General features: G+C 62.4%; 12 protein-coding genes. 4 read left to right on the top strand and 8 right to left on the bottom strand.

Annotated features, from left to right (window positions below):
• Window positions 1–2: 2 nt before the first annotated feature.
• Window positions 3–1,184 (bottom strand): acetate/propionate family kinase, encoded by a 1,182-nt coding sequence (locus NKI39_RS21420; RefSeq protein WP_352614274.1) that lies wholly within the window; start codon window positions 1,182–1,184, stop codon window positions 3–5.
• Window positions 1,184–3,595: a phosphoketolase family protein gene (locus tag NKI39_RS21415; protein WP_352834195.1), complete on the bottom strand. Its 2,412-nt coding sequence runs from the start codon at window positions 3,593–3,595 to the stop codon at window positions 1,184–1,186. The genes NKI39_RS21420 and NKI39_RS21415 overlap by 1 nt, the downstream gene beginning before the upstream one ends.
• Window positions 3,596–3,896: 301 nt before the next feature.
• Between NKI39_RS21415 and NKI39_RS21410 the strand changes: the two genes are divergently transcribed.
• Both NKI39_RS21410 and NKI39_RS21405 read left to right on the top strand, forming a co-directional pair.
• Window positions 3,897–5,897 (top strand): protein-L-isoaspartate(D-aspartate) O-methyltransferase, encoded by a 2,001-nt coding sequence (locus tag NKI39_RS21410; RefSeq protein WP_352614276.1) that lies wholly within the window; start codon window positions 3,897–3,899, stop codon window positions 5,895–5,897.
• A gap of 48 nt (window positions 5,898–5,945) precedes the next feature.
• Window positions 5,946–6,191, top strand: a complete 246-nt coding sequence (locus tag NKI39_RS21405) for a hypothetical protein (protein ID WP_023720508.1) — start codon at window positions 5,946–5,948, stop codon at window positions 6,189–6,191.
• A 117-nt stretch (window positions 6,192–6,308) separates the two neighbouring features.
• Here NKI39_RS21405 and NKI39_RS21400 read toward each other — a convergent pair whose 3' ends face one another.
• The 4 genes from NKI39_RS21400 to NKI39_RS21385 all read right to left on the bottom strand — a co-directional run bounded on the left by NKI39_RS21400 (window position 6,309) and on the right by NKI39_RS21385 (window position 11,732).
• Window positions 6,309–6,800 carry a DUF1772 domain-containing protein gene (locus NKI39_RS21400; RefSeq protein WP_352614277.1) on the bottom strand — a complete coding sequence of 164 codons (492 nt, stop codon included), beginning with the start codon at window positions 6,798–6,800 and terminating at the stop codon, window positions 6,309–6,311.
• Window positions 6,801–6,902: 102 nt separating this feature from the next.
• Entirely contained in the window at window positions 6,903–8,441 is a 1,539-nt protein-coding gene (locus NKI39_RS21395; RefSeq protein ID WP_352473050.1) for a SpoVR family protein, read from the bottom strand.
• Window positions 8,441–9,763, bottom strand: a complete 1,323-nt coding sequence (locus NKI39_RS21390) for a YeaH/YhbH family protein (RefSeq protein ID WP_352473049.1) — start codon at window positions 9,761–9,763, stop codon at window positions 8,441–8,443. The genes NKI39_RS21395 and NKI39_RS21390 overlap by 1 nt, the downstream gene beginning before the upstream one ends.
• Before the next feature lie 19 nt (window positions 9,764–9,782).
• Window positions 9,783–11,732 (bottom strand): PrkA family serine protein kinase, encoded by a 1,950-nt coding sequence (locus tag NKI39_RS21385; protein ID WP_352449545.1) that lies wholly within the window; start codon window positions 11,730–11,732, stop codon window positions 9,783–9,785.
• A gap of 270 nt (window positions 11,733–12,002) precedes the next feature.
• Between NKI39_RS21385 and NKI39_RS21380 the strand changes: the two genes are divergently transcribed.
• Window positions 12,003–12,164 (top strand): hypothetical protein, encoded by a 162-nt coding sequence (locus NKI39_RS21380; RefSeq protein ID WP_292655465.1) that lies wholly within the window; start codon window positions 12,003–12,005, stop codon window positions 12,162–12,164.
• A gap of 16 nt (window positions 12,165–12,180) precedes the next feature.
• On the opposite strand, the gene ocd is transcribed toward NKI39_RS21380, so the two are convergent.
• A complete protein-coding gene (gene ocd / locus NKI39_RS21375) occupies window positions 12,181–13,251 on the bottom strand; it encodes an ornithine cyclodeaminase (protein ID WP_352834193.1) in 1,071 nt (356 codons plus the stop codon).
• 3 nt (window positions 13,252–13,254) lie between these two features.
• The gene (gene rocF, locus NKI39_RS21370; RefSeq protein WP_352473047.1) at window positions 13,255–14,175 is read right to left on the bottom strand and encodes an arginase; all 921 of its coding nucleotides are present in this window, start codon (window positions 14,173–14,175) and stop codon (window positions 13,255–13,257) included.
• 129 nt (window positions 14,176–14,304) lie between these two features.
• On the opposite strand from rocF, the gene NKI39_RS21365 reads away from it, so the two are divergent.
• Window positions 14,305–14,742, top strand: coding sequence for an Lrp/AsnC family transcriptional regulator (locus tag NKI39_RS21365; RefSeq protein WP_352449541.1), 438 nt, complete (start codon window positions 14,305–14,307; stop codon window positions 14,740–14,742).
• Window positions 14,743–14,896: the final 154 nt, after the last annotated feature.

Genomic DNA, 14,896 nt, shown 5'->3' with positions numbered 1-14,896 from the left:
CCTCAGCCGGGCCCCTCCATCACCTTGCGCGTGTGGCGGGCGATCACACCTTCCTCGTCGGTCGCGACGATGCGGACTTCCACTTTGCTCTCCGCCTGGCTCATCAGCGCGGCATGAGAGCTGTTGGCGGCCTCGTCGATCGCCACGCCGAGCCAGTCAAGCCTGTCGCAAATCGCTTTACGGGCCGTGGCCGAGTGCTCGCCGATGCCGCCGGTGAACACCAGGCATTCCAGCCCGCCCAGCGTGTTGGCGAGGGCGGCAACTTCCCTGGCGGCGCGGAAGGCGAAAAGCTCCACCGCTTCGCGGGCCCGGCGGTCGTCGCTGGCCTCCAGCGTGCGCATGTCGCCGGAAATGCCGGACACGCCGAGCAGGCCGGATTCCTCGTAGAGCATGTCTTGCAGCGCCTCTCCGGAAACGCCTCTTTCCAGCAGCAGGTACAAAAGCACGCCCGGATCGATGGCGCCGCAGCGTGTGCCCATGACCAGGCCATCAAGCGCCGAAAAGCCCATCGTCGTATCGACGCTTCGCCCGTCGCGCATGGCGCACAGGCTCGCCCCGTTGCCGAGATGGGCGACGATGGTTCTTTTCGCCGCCAGATCGGGCGATATCTGCTTGAGCCGGCCGGCAACATATTCGTAGGAAAGCCCGTGAAAGCCGTAGCGGTGGATGCCGTCCGCCTCGTAGCGGCGCGGCAGCGCAAAACGGCTGACCAGAGGCTCGATGGTCCGATGGAAGGCCGTGTCGAAGCATCCGACCTGCGGCAGGTCGGGCCGCAGCGCGGCAAGCGCCCGGATTGGTGCGAGGCTGCGTGGCTGGTGCAATGGCGCAAGCGGGGTCAGCCTGTCGAGAGCCTCGATAACTGTCGGCGTCAGGCGGACAGGTTCGACGAACTCGCGTCCGCCATGGACGATGCGATGGCCGGCGGCGATCAACTTCCTTCCGCCAAGTTCGTTCTCGATCCACTGCAGCATCTGGCCGAGGCCCATGTCGCGTGATGCGTCCGCGGTAAGTGGCCGATCGCACTGCAGCTCCCCATCGGCGGCTTTCGCGGTCAGCCTTGGCGCATCGCCCAGATCCAGCGAACCGCGCGAGGCAAGATCCGGCTCGGCGGACGCTGCAAGGTCGTAAAGTCCGAACTTGATGCTGGACGAGCCGGCATTCAACGCAAGGATCGATCGTCGCATCAATCGCCGGCCCTCGTCGCGCCGTCCTGCGGCCAGGACCATTTCTGGATCTCGGGCATGTCCTCGCCATGTTCGCGGACATAGGCCGTATGCTCAGCCAATTTCCCATGCAGCGCCGCGGCAAGCTCCTTCGCCCGCTCGGCCAGCCCCGGCACGCGCGCGATCGCAGCGAGCGCCAGATGATAGCGGTCGAGCTGGTTGAGCACGACCATGTCGAACGGCGTCGTCGTCGTGCCTTCCTCGCGAAAGCCGTGCACATGCATGTTGTCGTGATTGGCGCGCCGGTAGGTCAGACGGTGAATGAGATAGGGGTAGCCGTGATAGGCGAAGATGACCGGCTTGGCCCTGGTGAACAGTGCGTCGAATCTGTCGTCGGCAAAGCCATGCGGATGCTCGGAATTCGACTGCAAGATCATCAGGTCGACGACATTGACGACGCGGATCTTCAGGTCCGGAATGCCCGAGCGCAGGATGTCGGCTGCGGCAAGCGCCTCCAGTGTCGGCACGTCGCCGGCGCAAGCCAGGACCACATCCGGTTCTTCGCCCTTGGCAACCGTCCCGGCCCATTCCCAGATGCCGGCGCCGGCCTGGCAGTGCGCTTCCGCGTCCTCGGCCGACAGCCATTGCGGCGCCGGCTGCTTGCCGGCGACGATGACGTTGATGCGGTTGTAGGTTTTCAGGCAATGGTCGGTGATCCACAGCAGCGTGTTGGCGTCGGGCGGGAAATAGAGCCTGACCGTGTCGGCCTTCTTGTTGGCGACGAAATCGGCAAAGCCCGGGTCCTGATGGCTGAAGCCGTTATGATCCTGCCGCCAGACATGCGAGGTCAGCAGGTAGTTGAGTGAGGCGATCGGCTTGCGCCAGGCAAGCTCGCCGGAGGTCTTCAGCCATTTGGCATGTTGGTTGACCATGGAATCGACGATGTGGACGAACGCCTCATAGCACGAGAACAGGCCATGGCGGCCGGTCAGCAGATAGCCCTCCAGCCAGCCTTGGCAAAGATGCTCGCTGAGCACTTCCATGACGCGACCGTCACGGGAAAGATGGACGTCGTAGGGCTCGATCCGCTCCATCCAGACCCGGTCCGTAACCTCGAACACGTCGTCGAGGCGGTTGGAGGACGTCTCGTCCGGTCCCATCAGCCGGAAATTCCTGGCATCGGCGTTCAAGCGGATCACGTCGCGAAGATAGCTTCCCACGGTCCGCGTCGCCTCTCCGACAGCGCCGCCGGGACGCTGTACGTCGAGCGCCAGGCCTCTCCACTCGGGCAGCACCAGGTCCTGTTTCAGCAGGCCGCCATTGGCGTAGGGGATTGCGCCCATTCGTCTTGGTCCTGTTGGCGCTAGCGCCGCGAGCTCCGCCAGGAGATGGCCGCCTTTGTCGAACAGTTTTTCCGGCTCGTAACTGCGCATCCAGTCTTCCAGGATCTGGCGGTGCGCCGCATCGCCGCGTGCATTCGACACCGGCACCTGGTGCGAACGCCAGAAATCCTCGACTCGTCTGCCGTCGACCTCTTTCGGCCCGGTCCAGCCCTTTGGGCTGCGCAGCACGATCATCGGCCACAGCGGCCGGTCTCCCTTCCAGCCCGCGGCTCGTGCCGGCTCCTGGATGGAGTGGACCCGGTCGAGCACCGTATCGAGCGTGCGGGCCATCTCGCGATGCATCGCGGCAGGTTCATGACCTTCGACAAAAAAGATTTCGTAGCCATAGCCGAGGAACAGGCTGCGCAACGCCTCGTCTTCCATGCGGCCGAGGATCGTCGGGTTGGCGATCTTGTAGCCGTTGAGATGCAGGATCGGCAGGACGGCACCATCGGATGCCGGGTTCAGGAACTTGTTGGAATGCCAGGCCGCGGCGAGCGGGCCGGTCTCGGCTTCGCCGTCGCCGACGACGCAGGCAACGACAAGGTTTGGATTGTCGAAGGCGGCGCCGAAGGCATGGACCAGCGCATAGCCGAGTTCTCCGCCTTCGTGGATCGAGCCGGGCGTCTCCGGAGCGGCGTGGCTCGGCACTCCGCCGGGAAACGAGAATTGCCGGAACAGCTTTCGCAGGCCGTCTTCGTCCCCGCCGACCTCGGGATAGATTTCGCTGTAGGTGCCCTCGAGCCAGGTGTTCGCGACCATTGCCGGGCCGCCGTGACCCGGACCGCAGATGAACAGGACATCGAGACCACGTTCACGGATGATCCGGTTCAGATGCACATAGATGAAATTGAGGCCGGGCGTCGTGCCCCAATGGCCGAGCAGCCGCGGCTTGATGTGCTCGGGCCGCAAGGGCTCGCGCAAGAGCGGATTGTCGAGCAGATAGATCTGGCCAACCGAGATGTAGTTCGCGGCGCGCCAGTAGCGGTCCATCAGATCGATCTGGTCAAGGCCGGTTGTATGCGCAGCGGTGCGGGCCTCGTCGTTCATGGAAATGCCTCCGGAATACCCTCGTCCGTCGTTATCTGGAGTGGCGTCGCGTCGGAGAAAGGATTTGCCTCGAAATAAGTTTGGGCGGCGCGGCCGGCGCCCGCTTGTCGATCCTGCAACGCGCCTCGCCAGACAAAAGCGGGTCGGTCTTTTGGGGAACCTCGGGGCTTGCCAACGGTTAGGAAGATGCACCGCATTGCTTGAATCCAAGGGGACCGCCGAGGCCCTGAGATATGAGCCGGCCGAAGTGCCGTTGAGTAGCTTGGGCGATTGCAGCGGAAGCCCTAGGAGGAGCAGAAAGATGCTCGATCTCTCCCATGCCCGCAACCAAATGGTCGATATCCACCTGAGCCGCCGTGGCATTCGCGACCGCAATGTCCTTCTAGCGATGCGCGAGGTCCCGCGCGAGGCTTTCGTCGAGCCTGGTTTCGAAGAATTCGCCTATGAGGACGGGCCGCTGCCGATCGCCGAAGGTCAGACGATATCGCAGCCCTATATCGTTGCGTTCATGATCGAAATGGCGGAGGTCGGAGCCGGTGACCACGTCCTCGAGGTCGGCACCGGATCAGGCTATGCGGCTGCCGTGATGAGCCGTATCGTCGAACGCGTCTACACGATCGAGCGCCACGCCGCGTTAGCTGAAACGGCGAGGCAACGGTTCAAAAAGCTCGGCTACGATAATATCGAAGTCCGCACCGGCGATGGCACCAAGGGCTGGCCAGAGGCGGCACCCTTCGATGCGATCCTGGTTGCGGCCGCCGGACCCGGCGCACCTCTCGCTCTGCAGGAACAGCTCGACGTCGCCGGCCGGCTTGTCATCCCGGTCGGCGACGAATTCGACTCGCAGCGTCTGCTCAAGGTCACCCGGACCGGCGCAGCAACTTACACCGAGGAGGATTTCGGCGGCGTGCGGTTTGTTCCGCTGATCGGCGAGCAAGGTTGGGGCGAGCCAGGCAGCGACAGCCAGATAGCGGCCGAGCTTCCGCACCGGCATCAGCGCAGGAGCAGCCTGCCGCAGATGATCGCGGCCGCCGCCGAGCCGCTTCCGGATTTCGACGATCCGGCCTTCGGTGCGCTGTTCGACCGGTTTGCCGACCGCCGCGTCGTCTTGCTCGGCGAAGCCAGCCACGGCACGTCGGAGTTCTACCGCGCGCGCGCCGCGATCACTCGCAGGCTGATCGAGAAGCATGGCTTCACCATCGTCGCGGTCGAGGCCGACTGGCCCGATGCCGCGGCGATCGACCGTTATGTCCGCCATCGGCCGCGGCGGCCGGGCGCCGCGCCGCCGTTCCAGCGCTTTCCCACCTGGATGTGGCGCAACACCGACGTCGCGGCGTTCGTCGACTGGATGCGAGTGCGTAATGAGCGGATCAGCAAATCCTCCCGGCGGGCCGGATTCTATGGCCTGGACATCTACAATATGGGCGGATCGATTGCGGCGGTCCTGCAATATCTCGACCGGGTCGATCCGCAGGCGGCGAGGATCGCGCGCGAACGCTATGGCTGCCTGACGCCGTGGCAGAACGACCCGGCCACCTATGGCCGTGTCGCACTCACCTCCGGTTACCAGAAATGCGAGAAGGCCGTGCTCGAGCAATGCCGGGAACTGCTTTCCAGAGAGCTCGACTATGCGCAGCAGGACGGTATCGATTTCCTCGACGCCACCCAGAACGCCCGCCTGGTCGCCTCCGCCGAGCGTTATTACCGCACCATGTATTATGGCGGCGCGCAATCCTGGAACCTGCGCGACACCCACATGTTCGAAACGCTGGAGCACCTGCTGCAGGCCCGCGGCCCGAATGCCAAGGCGGTGGTGTGGGCACATAATTCCCATATCGGCGATGCCCGCTATACCGAAATGGGGATCGTCAGGGACGAACTGAATATCGGCCAGCTCTGCCGCCAGCGTTTTGGCGACGAGGTTGCCTTGATCGGGCTCAGTACGCATTCCGGGACGGTGGCCGCCGCCACCGACTGGGACGGCGACATGGAAGTGAAACCGGTTCGGCCTTCCCACAACGACAGCTATGAGCGGCTTTGCCACGACAGCGGCGTCTCGCCTTTCCTGCTCGATTTCGAGCGCGACGACACGCTGCGCGAACGGCTTCTGGAGCGCCGGCTGGAACGCTTTATCGGCGTCATCTACCGGCCCGAAACCGAGCTCCACAGCCATTATGCGGACGCCTCGCTCGCCCGCCAGTTCGATGCTTTCGTCTGGTTCGATGAAACCAGTGCCGTGACGCCGCTTGGGCCGGAACATGCGGGGACAGGCCTTCCCGAGACCTATCCTTTCGGGCTGTAGCGAATTTGGACCTTGGGAAAGCGGAAAATCAAAAGAAGGAGGTCACCGATGGCCGGAAAAAAGACTCATGAGCAGCAATTGCGCATCATCGAAGAGCGCGAGAACACGAAAAACGCCGGCAAGGATTTCGACGCGGAAGCGGATTTGAAAAAGACCAGGCAAGAGCGCGAGGCGTTCCGGCGCGGTGCCGAGCTCAGATCGGACCCGAAGGATATTGCCGATCCCGACGATCGCAACATCATCCGCGGCGAGCACCAGGAAAGCGCCCACAACAAGCATCGCGCCGACCGCTGAACGGCCGGATCGCTTGACGTTAAGACAATACGGCGCCGGGTCCGTTCCCTGATCTGACGGATGCAGCGTTCGTGGCCGCAAAATTGGCGGACGAGGGCGCCGTCTCGATCCCTGGGGCTATTCGGCAAAAAATGTCGCGGCGACAGCAATTGAGACGAGGCTCAGCATCGCCAGGCCTGCCCTGGCGACATGCGAAGCCTCCCAGACGCTGCGCAAATCTCTCCAGTCGCCGGTCTGCTTTCGAGAGAACATTGAAAAGAACGTCGCGGCGGATTTCGGCAGGGCAGTGTCTTGCACCCAGAAATTATTGACGGGGTGCGTGACCAACCAATAGGTCGCGTGCTCCGCCAGCAGGAAGACAAGCGCCGCCAAGGTCCACCAGAATCGGGCGCTTGGATAGGGCGTCAGGTAAAGCAGGACGGCGAGTGCAATGATGCCGCCGATCTCGGCGAACCCGCCGATCGTGAAGCCGGGATAGTAGATCGCCTGCACTGATCTGTAGGTGGCCTCCTTGAGGCGCAACTTGCCGGGCAATTCCAGAGCGTGCGCGAGCGAGAGCGCCATCGACACGGCGACCAACAGAAGCGTGGCGATCGTCAATGCGCGCATGTTCCTGCTCCCGACCATGCCCTCGTGGTGCGCGCGTAGATAGGGTGGTTGGTGATCCGGTAAAGGCAACGACACCCGACTTCGCCGGCAAGTCCGGTTCGGTCATTCCCCAATCTGGCTGGTCGACCGTTCGTGGACTGTGGCGCCGGTCTGCGCGTCGACCGCGACCATGCTGACCTCGTAGCCCCAGAGCTTGCGGATATGCCGCAGTGTGGCGTCGCGGCTGCCGCCTTCCAGCACTATGCCGTCCTTGACCTTATGCTGCAGGCGCAGATGCCGGTCGCCGAGCAGGTCCACGTCCACCACCTGGATGTCCGGCCGGCTGGCGCCGATATCGTAGCTGTGGGCGAGTGCGGCGCGGATGCTCTCGTAGCCGCGCTCATTGTGTATCGAGGCGACTTCGTAGTGCGGATCGTTGGCCGCATCGGCAAGCACAAAGAACCGCCATTTCCGGATCAGGGTAGGGCTCAGATACTGGCGGATGAAGGACTCGTCGCGATGGTTGGCCCAGGCGTCCAGCAGGGTCTGGCGCCAGTCGCCATTGCCGGCGATATCGGGAAACCAGTCGCGGTCCTCGGCAGTCGGCGCGGTCGAGATGCGCTGGATGTCCTGCATCATGTCGAGGCCCAGCGCGTAAGGGTTGATACCGGAAAAGCGCGGATCGTCGAAGCCCGGCTGGAAGATCACGTTCGAATGGTTGCGCAGGATCTCCAGCATGGCACCTTCGCCGATCAGGCCGCGGTCGAACAAAAGGTTCATCAGCGTGTAATGCACGAAGGTGGCGCAGCCCTCGTTCATCACCTGCGTTTGGCGCTGCGGATAGAAATACTGCGCGATGACGCGGACAATCCGGATGACCTCACGCTGCCACGGTTCCAGGATCAGGCTGTTCTTCTCCAGGAAATAAAGCAGGTTTTCCTCGGGCAGCTTGAGCGATTTCTTGCGCTCCGCCATGATGTCCGTCTCGCGGGGCTTGGCGCCGTCCTTCGAAGGCGGCAGCGTGCGCCATAGGTCGTTGTAGGAACGCTCCTCGTATTCCAGGCGCTCGCGAACGCCCTCGCGCTGCTTTTCCGACGACAGCTTCGGCGGCCGGTGATATCTGAACACGCCCTGCTCCATCAGCGCATGTGCGGCATCGAGGATCTCTTCCACCGCATCGACGCCATGCCGCTCCTCGCAGCGGGCAATGTAGCCCTTGGCGAAGTCGAGATAGCTGAGGATGGCGCTGGCGTCCGTCCACTGCTGGAACAGATAATTGTTCTTGAAGAAATGGTTATGGCCGAGTGCCGCGTGCGCCGTCACCAGGGCCTGCAAGGCCATGGTGTTTTCTTCCATCAGATAGACGATGCAGGGATTGGAATTGATGACGAGTTCATAGGCGAGCCCCCGTCCGCCTTTGCGATAGAGCAATTCCTGGTAGAGGTAGTGCTTGCCGAACGACCAGTGCCGGTACATCAGCGGCATGCCGACCGAGGAATAGGCGTCGAGCATCTGTTCGGACGAGATTATCTCCATCTGTACCGGATAGACGTCGAGGTGGAGCTCTTCGGTGGCGATCGCCTCGATGGTCTCGTAGGCGCGCGACAGCGTCCTGAAATCCCAGTCGGAACCGGAAAACAACAACCCGGATCTGCTCGCCATCAGCCCCCTCTTTCACCGCTCTTTTGATAACCCGGCTGTCTGGCGAAGAGCTGGCGGAAAACCGGGTAGATGTCGGCCGCCGTGGCGATGCGGCTCATCTGGAAGTTCGACCACCTCAGCTTGACCGCACTGTAGGCACGCCACAGCGACGTGCCGTTGTCGGTGGCGCCGAAGATGTGGCTCTCGCGCTCGTCGAGGATCTCGACGTAGGCAAAATACTGGCAAAGCCGCATGATCTGTTCGTCGAGCAGGGTGATGCAGCGCTCCGAATCGGTGACGAAATTGTCGCCGTCCGAGGCCTGGGCGACATAGATGTTCCATTCGCGGCTGGGATAGCGCTGCTCGACGATGCGGTGCATCTCCTCGAGCGCCGTGGAAACCACCGTGCCGCCGCTCTGGGTGTTGTAGAAAAAGGTCTCCTCGTCCACCTCCTGCGCCTCGTGCGTGTGGCGGATGAAGACCACCTCGGTCCGGTCGTAGCGCCGTTTCAGGAACAGGTGCAGCAGCACGAAGAAGCGCTTGGCCAGATCCTTCTCGCGTTCGCCCATCGAGCCGGACACGTCCATCAGGCAGAACATCACCGCATTGGCATTCGGCACCGGCTGGGCGTCGAAGCGGTTGAAGCGGATGTCGACCGGGTCGACATAGGCGATTCGCTTGCGGCGGCGCTCCAGTCGCTCAAGCTCTTCCTGCAGCGCCACGATGCGCTGGCGCCTCTCGGCGTTCTGCGGCTTCGCCTCCAGCGACGTGATCTCCTGCGCGATTGCGTCGAGTTCCTCCTGCTTGGGGCGCCTGAGTGCTATGCGGCGGCCATGGCTATTGCGCATTGTGCGCCCGACATTGATGTTGGTCGGCGAGCCGGTCGCGGCGAAGCCGGCCCGGCGCGGCTTGAAAGCGAGGATCTCCTTGAGGTTGAGCTTGACCATGTCCGGCAGTTCGAGGTCTTCGAAAAAGAGGTCGAGAACCTCTTCGCGCGACAGCACGAAACGGAAATCGTCCTCCGATTCGGTTCTTCCCGGGGCTGATCCCATGCCGCCGCCCTGGCCGGGCTTGGGCAGCCGGTCGCCTGGGGTGAAATGCTTGTTGCCGGGCAGGACGTGCTGGCGGCTGCCGCTGTTCCTGGCATCGTTGAAGCTCGGCTCGCCGGTACCCCGCGCTGGCATCGAAACGGCATGCTCGGCGTCCACGTCGGCGATCTTGCCGGCGCGGATCTGATCGCGGATGGTGCGCTTCAACTCTTCGCGCGCCCGCCGCAGGAAACGCTGCCGATTGCCGAGGCTTTTGTCCTTCGGGTTCAGTCGGCGATCAATGAAGATCGGCATATGTTACCCCGGGCTGGCTTCAACCCGCCTTGTTCACCCGCATGTACCAGTCCACCAGCCGGCGGACCTGGCGCTCGGTGTAGCCGCGCTGGATCATCCGCTGCACGAATTCGGTATGCCGCTTCTCCGTCACGCTGTCCTGCTTGGAGCCGAAGCTGATCACTGGCAGCAGGTCCTCGACCTGCCCGAACATCCGCTTCTCGATGACTTCGCGCAGCTTTTCATAGCTTGTCCATGACGGGTTGCGGCCATGGTTTCTGGCCCGCGCGCGCAGCGTGAACTTCACCACTTCGTTGCGGAAGTCCTTGGGATTGGCGATGCCGGCCGGCTTTTCGACCTGCGACAATTCGTTGTCCAAGACCTCGCGATTGAGGATCTGGCCGGTATCGGTATCCTTGTAGTCCTGATCCTCGATCCAGGCATCGGCGTAGGCGATATAGCGGTCGAACAGGTTCTGGCCGTATTCGCTGTAGGATTCCAGATAGGCCTTCTGGATCTCGTGGCCGATGAACTCGGCATAACGGGTGGCCAGCTCCGACTTTATGAAATCGAGATAGTCCGCCTCGGTCTCCTTCGGGAACTGCTCGCGCTTGATCGCCTCTTCAAGGATGTACATCAGATGCACCGGATCGGCCGCCACCTCTTCGGTGTCGTAATTGAAGGTCTGCGACAGGATCTTGAAGGCGAAGCGGGTGCTGACGCCGGTCATGCCTTCGTCGACGCCGGCGGCGTTTCGGTATTCCTGGACCGACTTCGCCTTGGGATCGGTTTCCTTGAGGTTCTCGCCGTCATAGACGCGCATCTTGGTGTAGAGCGGCGAATTGTCGTGTTCGGCCAGGCGGGTCGAGACGGTGAACCGGCTGAGGATATCGAGCACTTCCGGAGCGCAGGGGCTGTTAGCCAATTCGCTTTCGCGCAACAGCTTCTCGTAGATCTGCCGCTCTTCGGTGACGCGCAGGCAATACGGCACCTTGACCACCAGGATGCGGTCGAGGAACGCCTCGTTGTTCTTGTTGTTCTTGAACTGCAGCCATTCCGATTCGTTGGAATGGGCAACGATGATGCCCTGATAGGGGAAAGCGCCGAAATTCTCGGTGCCGTTGTAGCTGCCTTCCTGGGTGGCGGTCAGCAGCGGATGCAGCACCTTGATTGGCGCCTTGAACATCTCGACGAATTCGAGCAGCCCTTGCGTCGTCCGGTTCAGCCCGCCGCTATAGGAGTAGGCGTCCGGATCGGACTGGCTGAAGTTTTCCAGCTGCCTGATGTCGACCTTGCCGACCAGGGCCGAAACGTCCTGGTTGTTCTCGTCGCCCGGCTCGGTCTTGGCAATGCCGATCTGGCGCAGCCTGGACGGCATCAGCTTGACGACGCTGAATTTGGAGATGTCGCCGGACAATTCGTCGAGGCGCTTGGCCGCCCAGGGCGAGATCAGGCCGTTCAGCCGCCGTCGGGCGATGCCGTATTTGTCCTCCAAAAGGTCGCCCATGCGGTCGGGGTCGAACAGCCCGAGCGGCGATTCGAAGACCGGGCTGACCTGGCCGCCGACCTTCAGCGTATAGATCGGACGCTGCTCCATCAGCCTTTTCAGCTGCTCCGCAAGCGAGGACTTGCCGCCGCCGACCGGGCCAAGCAGATAGAGGATCTGCTTGCGTTCCTCGAGCCCTTGCGAGGCATAGCGGAAATAACCGGCGATACGCTCGATCGTATCCTCCATGCCGTAAAAGTCGGCGAAGGTTGGATAGATCTTGATCGTCCGGTTCGAAAAAATACGGCCGAGCCGCTCGTCCTTGCTGGTATCGACAAAGGTCGGCTCGCCGATCGCCTCGACCATCCGTTCGGGTGCCGAGGCGTACATCGACTTGTCCTCGCGGCAGGCAAGCAGATATTGCTGGAGGCTTATCTCCTCCTGAGCCGCATTCTTGTAAACCTCGGAAAACAGATCGAAGACGTCGGATTGATTCTCACGCATGGTATTCCTAGCCCCGGAGCCGGTGTGGCTGCACGTTTGTCTCTTGAACAACCAAATGTCAGAAAGCCCTTGTGGTTCCCTTCACTTCGCAGAGAGTGCATGTGATCGAAGGATAAGAGTCTAGATAAGGACATCCTGAGTGCAGACAAGGCGTGCAACGTCCTGACCGAGGCATAAAATCCTGAATTGCACCGCGCCCCGCTGACGACTCCCAACAAGACGGAGGAACGGTTCGGGTCCTTCCCGGTTGTGAGGGAAAGGAGACGGTCGATGTCTGGGAATAGTTTGTGGTTGCTCGTTGTTGCAGGCGGTCCACTGCTGCTGGCAATCCTGATCGCCTACGCCCTGCTCACGCAGCGCCGTCGCGGCCCGGCGGAGCGCAGGGAAAGCGAGCGCGCCACCGAGCGCCTGTATCAGGAAAAGAAGGACTGACCGACAGGATCGCAGCTCAGCTGCCGGCGGCCGCCAGCCCGGTCGCTTTTTCGGCGCGCAGCAGCATGCCAAACAGGTCACGCGGCTCATCGGGATCGGCCAGAAGGTCTAGTTCCTCGTAAAGGCCGGTCCGCTGAAGCTGATCGCGAACGTAACGCAACGCGGAAAAATCCTCGATCGCAAAGCCGACGGAATCAAACAATGTGATCTGTCGGGCGTCCGTCCGGCCTGCTGCCTTTCCTGTCATCACCTGCCACAATTCGGTGACCGGATGATCCGCATCGAGCTGCTGGCTCTCGCCTTCGATGCGCGTCTGCGGCGGGTATTCGACGAAAATATCCGAGCGCAGCAGAATGTCGCGATGCAGCTCGGTCTTGCCCGGGCAATCGCCGCCTACCGCATTGATGTGCACGCCGGATCCCACCATGTTGTCGGTCAGGATTGTTGCCGACCGCTTGTCGGCGGTAACCGTGGTGATGATCTCTGCACCCTCAACGGCCTCCTGCGCCGACGCGCAGAGCTTGATGTCGAAGCCCAGGCCGCCGGCAAGGTTCTTCATGCATTTGGTCGAGGCCGCCGGGTCGATATCGTAGAGACGCAGCCTGTCGACGCCAAGCAGCGCCTTGAAGGCAATGGCCTGGAATTCCGATTGCGCGCCATTGCCGATGATCGCCATGCAACTGGCGGCCTCTGGAGCGAGGTATTTCGCCGCGACGGCCGAGCTTGCGGCGGTTCTGAGCGCCGTCAGGATGGTCATTTCCGAAAGCAGCATCGGATAGCCGTTGCCGACATCGGCAAGCACGCCGAAAGCGGTCACGGTCTGGCGGCCGTCACGCGTGTTCTTCGGATGCCCGTTGACGTATTTGAAGCCGTAAAGCTGCCCGTCGCTGGTCGGCATCAGCTCGATGACGCCGTCAATGCTGTGCGAGGCGACGCGCGGCGTCTTGTCGAACAGCTCCCAGCGCCTGAAATCCTCTTCGATATAGGCGGCAAGCTCGACCAGAAAGCGCTCGATGCCGATGGCAAGCACCAGCTTCATCATGCGGTCGACGCTGACGAACGGGACGATGTTCAAATTGACGGTCATGGCTCAGAACCCCCTCGTCGGGCGGTCCATGATCCGCCGGCCCATCAGGCTTGCGGTCAGGTCAACCAAAAGCGTGGCGGTGCGGCCGCGCTCGTCAAGAAATGGGTTGAGCTCGACCAGGTCGAGACTGGTGACGAGGCCGCTGTCATGTAGCATTTCCATCGCCAGATGCGCCTCGCGGAAGGTGGCGCCGCCGGGAACGGTGGTGCCCACCGCCGGGGCGATCGACGGGTCGAGAAAATCGACGTCGAGGCTGACATGGAGCATGCCATTGGCGGCGCTCACCCGTTCGAGAAAGGCGCGAAGCAGTTGCGCTATGCCGTGCTCGTCGATCGAACGCATGTCGTGGACCGTCACGCCGGCTCTGCGCAATGCATCCCGTTCCGCCAGGTCCACGCTGCGGATCCCCAGCGCGCATATGCAAGCCGGCTCCACCTGTGCTGCAAGCCGGGGGAAATAGCCCTCGAAGCCGGGCTGCCCGCTGGCATAGGCCAGCGGCACGCCATGCAGATTGCCGCTGGTCGTCGTGTCGAGCGTATGAAAATCGGGGTGGGCGTCGAGCCACAGCACGAAGAGCGGCCGACCGGCATTCGCCGCGCGGCGGGCTATGCCGGCGAGCGTGCCGGCCGAAATGCTGTGGTCGCCGCCGAGAAAGATCGGCATCGCATCGGCGCTTGCGGCATAGGCAGTTTCGCTGATCGCTGCCGTCCAGGCGGCGATTTCCGGCAGCGCCTTCACCGCCGCGTTGCCGTGTACGACAGGGCGCATATCGGCAGGGACAATCGTTCCGAGGTCGGTCAGCGTATGGCCAAGCTCGGTCAGCGCGCCGGCCAGACCTGCCGTGCGAAGCGCGCTCGGCCCCATCTCGCAGCCCATGCGGCCTGAGCCGGCCTGGATCGGCGCCCCAACGATCGTGCAATGCATTTGTCATACCCCGCCAATTACGATGGCTTTATTGAAGCCGGCATCGCTGGCAGAATGAACATGTCAAATTGGCAAATTTGTCGAAGTGCCTTACCATAGCGGCAGCATCTACTTCCGTTGTGAGCAAACATGGACCGTCTCGATGAGCAGATCATCACCTCTTTGCGGCACGACGCCCGGCGCAGCATTTCCGACCTTGCCGTTAGCCTGGGTGTCTCCCGGGCAACGGTAAGGTCCCGGATCGAGCGACTTGAAAGAGACGGCGTCATCGTCGGCTACACCGTCATTCTACGCGCCGACGCGGTCGATCAGCGGGTGCGTGGCATCATGATGATCGAGATCGAGGGCCATGCCGCCGATCGCGTCATCCGGGCGCTGGGCGGCTTCTCCGAGGTCTCGACCATCCACACCACCAATGGCCGGTGGGACCTGGTGATAGAACTCGGAACCCAGACGCTGAGCGAGTTCGATGCGGTGCTGAGACGTATCCGGCTGATTCCCGGAATTACCGGCAGCGAAACAAGCCTGCTCCTGGCAACGCCGCGCACCACCAAGGCGCGGCTGTGATCTTCGCCCTTGACCTCCAGCGGCAATGAAATCCCAAGCCAGGGAACCTTCAATTGCCGCCGCGGTTAGAGTATCCGTGTTGGTCAAGGGAGAGATGGTGTCCAGGTCCGATTGTCCCTGAGTAGTGCGTTTGCGAGGATGATGAGCTTTCGCA

Source organism: Mesorhizobium sp. M0664, assembly GCF_040320565.1.
Classification (GTDB): domain Bacteria; phylum Pseudomonadota; class Alphaproteobacteria; order Rhizobiales; family Rhizobiaceae; genus Mesorhizobium.
This window is presented reverse-complemented; position numbering and strand designations above follow the sequence as displayed.

Coding starts and splice junctions, on each gene's coding strand:
- NKI39_RS21380 (WP_292655465.1), top strand. CDS start 12,003: ATGTCTGGGAATAGTTTGTGGTTGCTCGTTGTTGCAGGCGGTCCACTG.
- NKI39_RS21410 (WP_352614276.1), top strand. CDS start 3,897: ATGCTCGATCTCTCCCATGCCCGCAACCAAATGGTCGATATCCACCTG.
- NKI39_RS21415 (WP_352834195.1), bottom strand. CDS start 3,595: ATGAACGACGAGGCCCGCACCGCTGCGCATACAACCGGCCTTGACCAG.
- rocF (WP_352473047.1), bottom strand. CDS start 14,175: ATGCATTGCACGATCGTTGGGGCGCCGATCCAGGCCGGCTCAGGCCGC.
- NKI39_RS21395 (WP_352473050.1), bottom strand. CDS start 8,441: ATGGCGAGCAGATCCGGGTTGTTGTTTTCCGGTTCCGACTGGGATTTC.
- NKI39_RS21390 (WP_352473049.1), bottom strand. CDS start 9,763: ATGCCGATCTTCATTGATCGCCGACTGAACCCGAAGGACAAAAGCCTC.
- NKI39_RS21400 (WP_352614277.1), bottom strand. CDS start 6,800: ATGCGCGCATTGACGATCGCCACGCTTCTGTTGGTCGCCGTGTCGATG.
- NKI39_RS21365 (WP_352449541.1), top strand. CDS start 14,305: ATGGACCGTCTCGATGAGCAGATCATCACCTCTTTGCGGCACGACGCC.
- NKI39_RS21420 (WP_352614274.1), bottom strand. CDS start 1,184: ATGCGACGATCGATCCTTGCGTTGAATGCCGGCTCGTCCAGCATCAAG.
- ocd (WP_352834193.1), bottom strand. CDS start 13,251: ATGACCGTCAATTTGAACATCGTCCCGTTCGTCAGCGTCGACCGCATG.
- NKI39_RS21405 (WP_023720508.1), top strand. CDS start 5,946: ATGGCCGGAAAAAAGACTCATGAGCAGCAATTGCGCATCATCGAAGAG.
- NKI39_RS21385 (WP_352449545.1), bottom strand. CDS start 11,732: ATGCGTGAGAATCAATCCGACGTCTTCGATCTGTTTTCCGAGGTTTAC.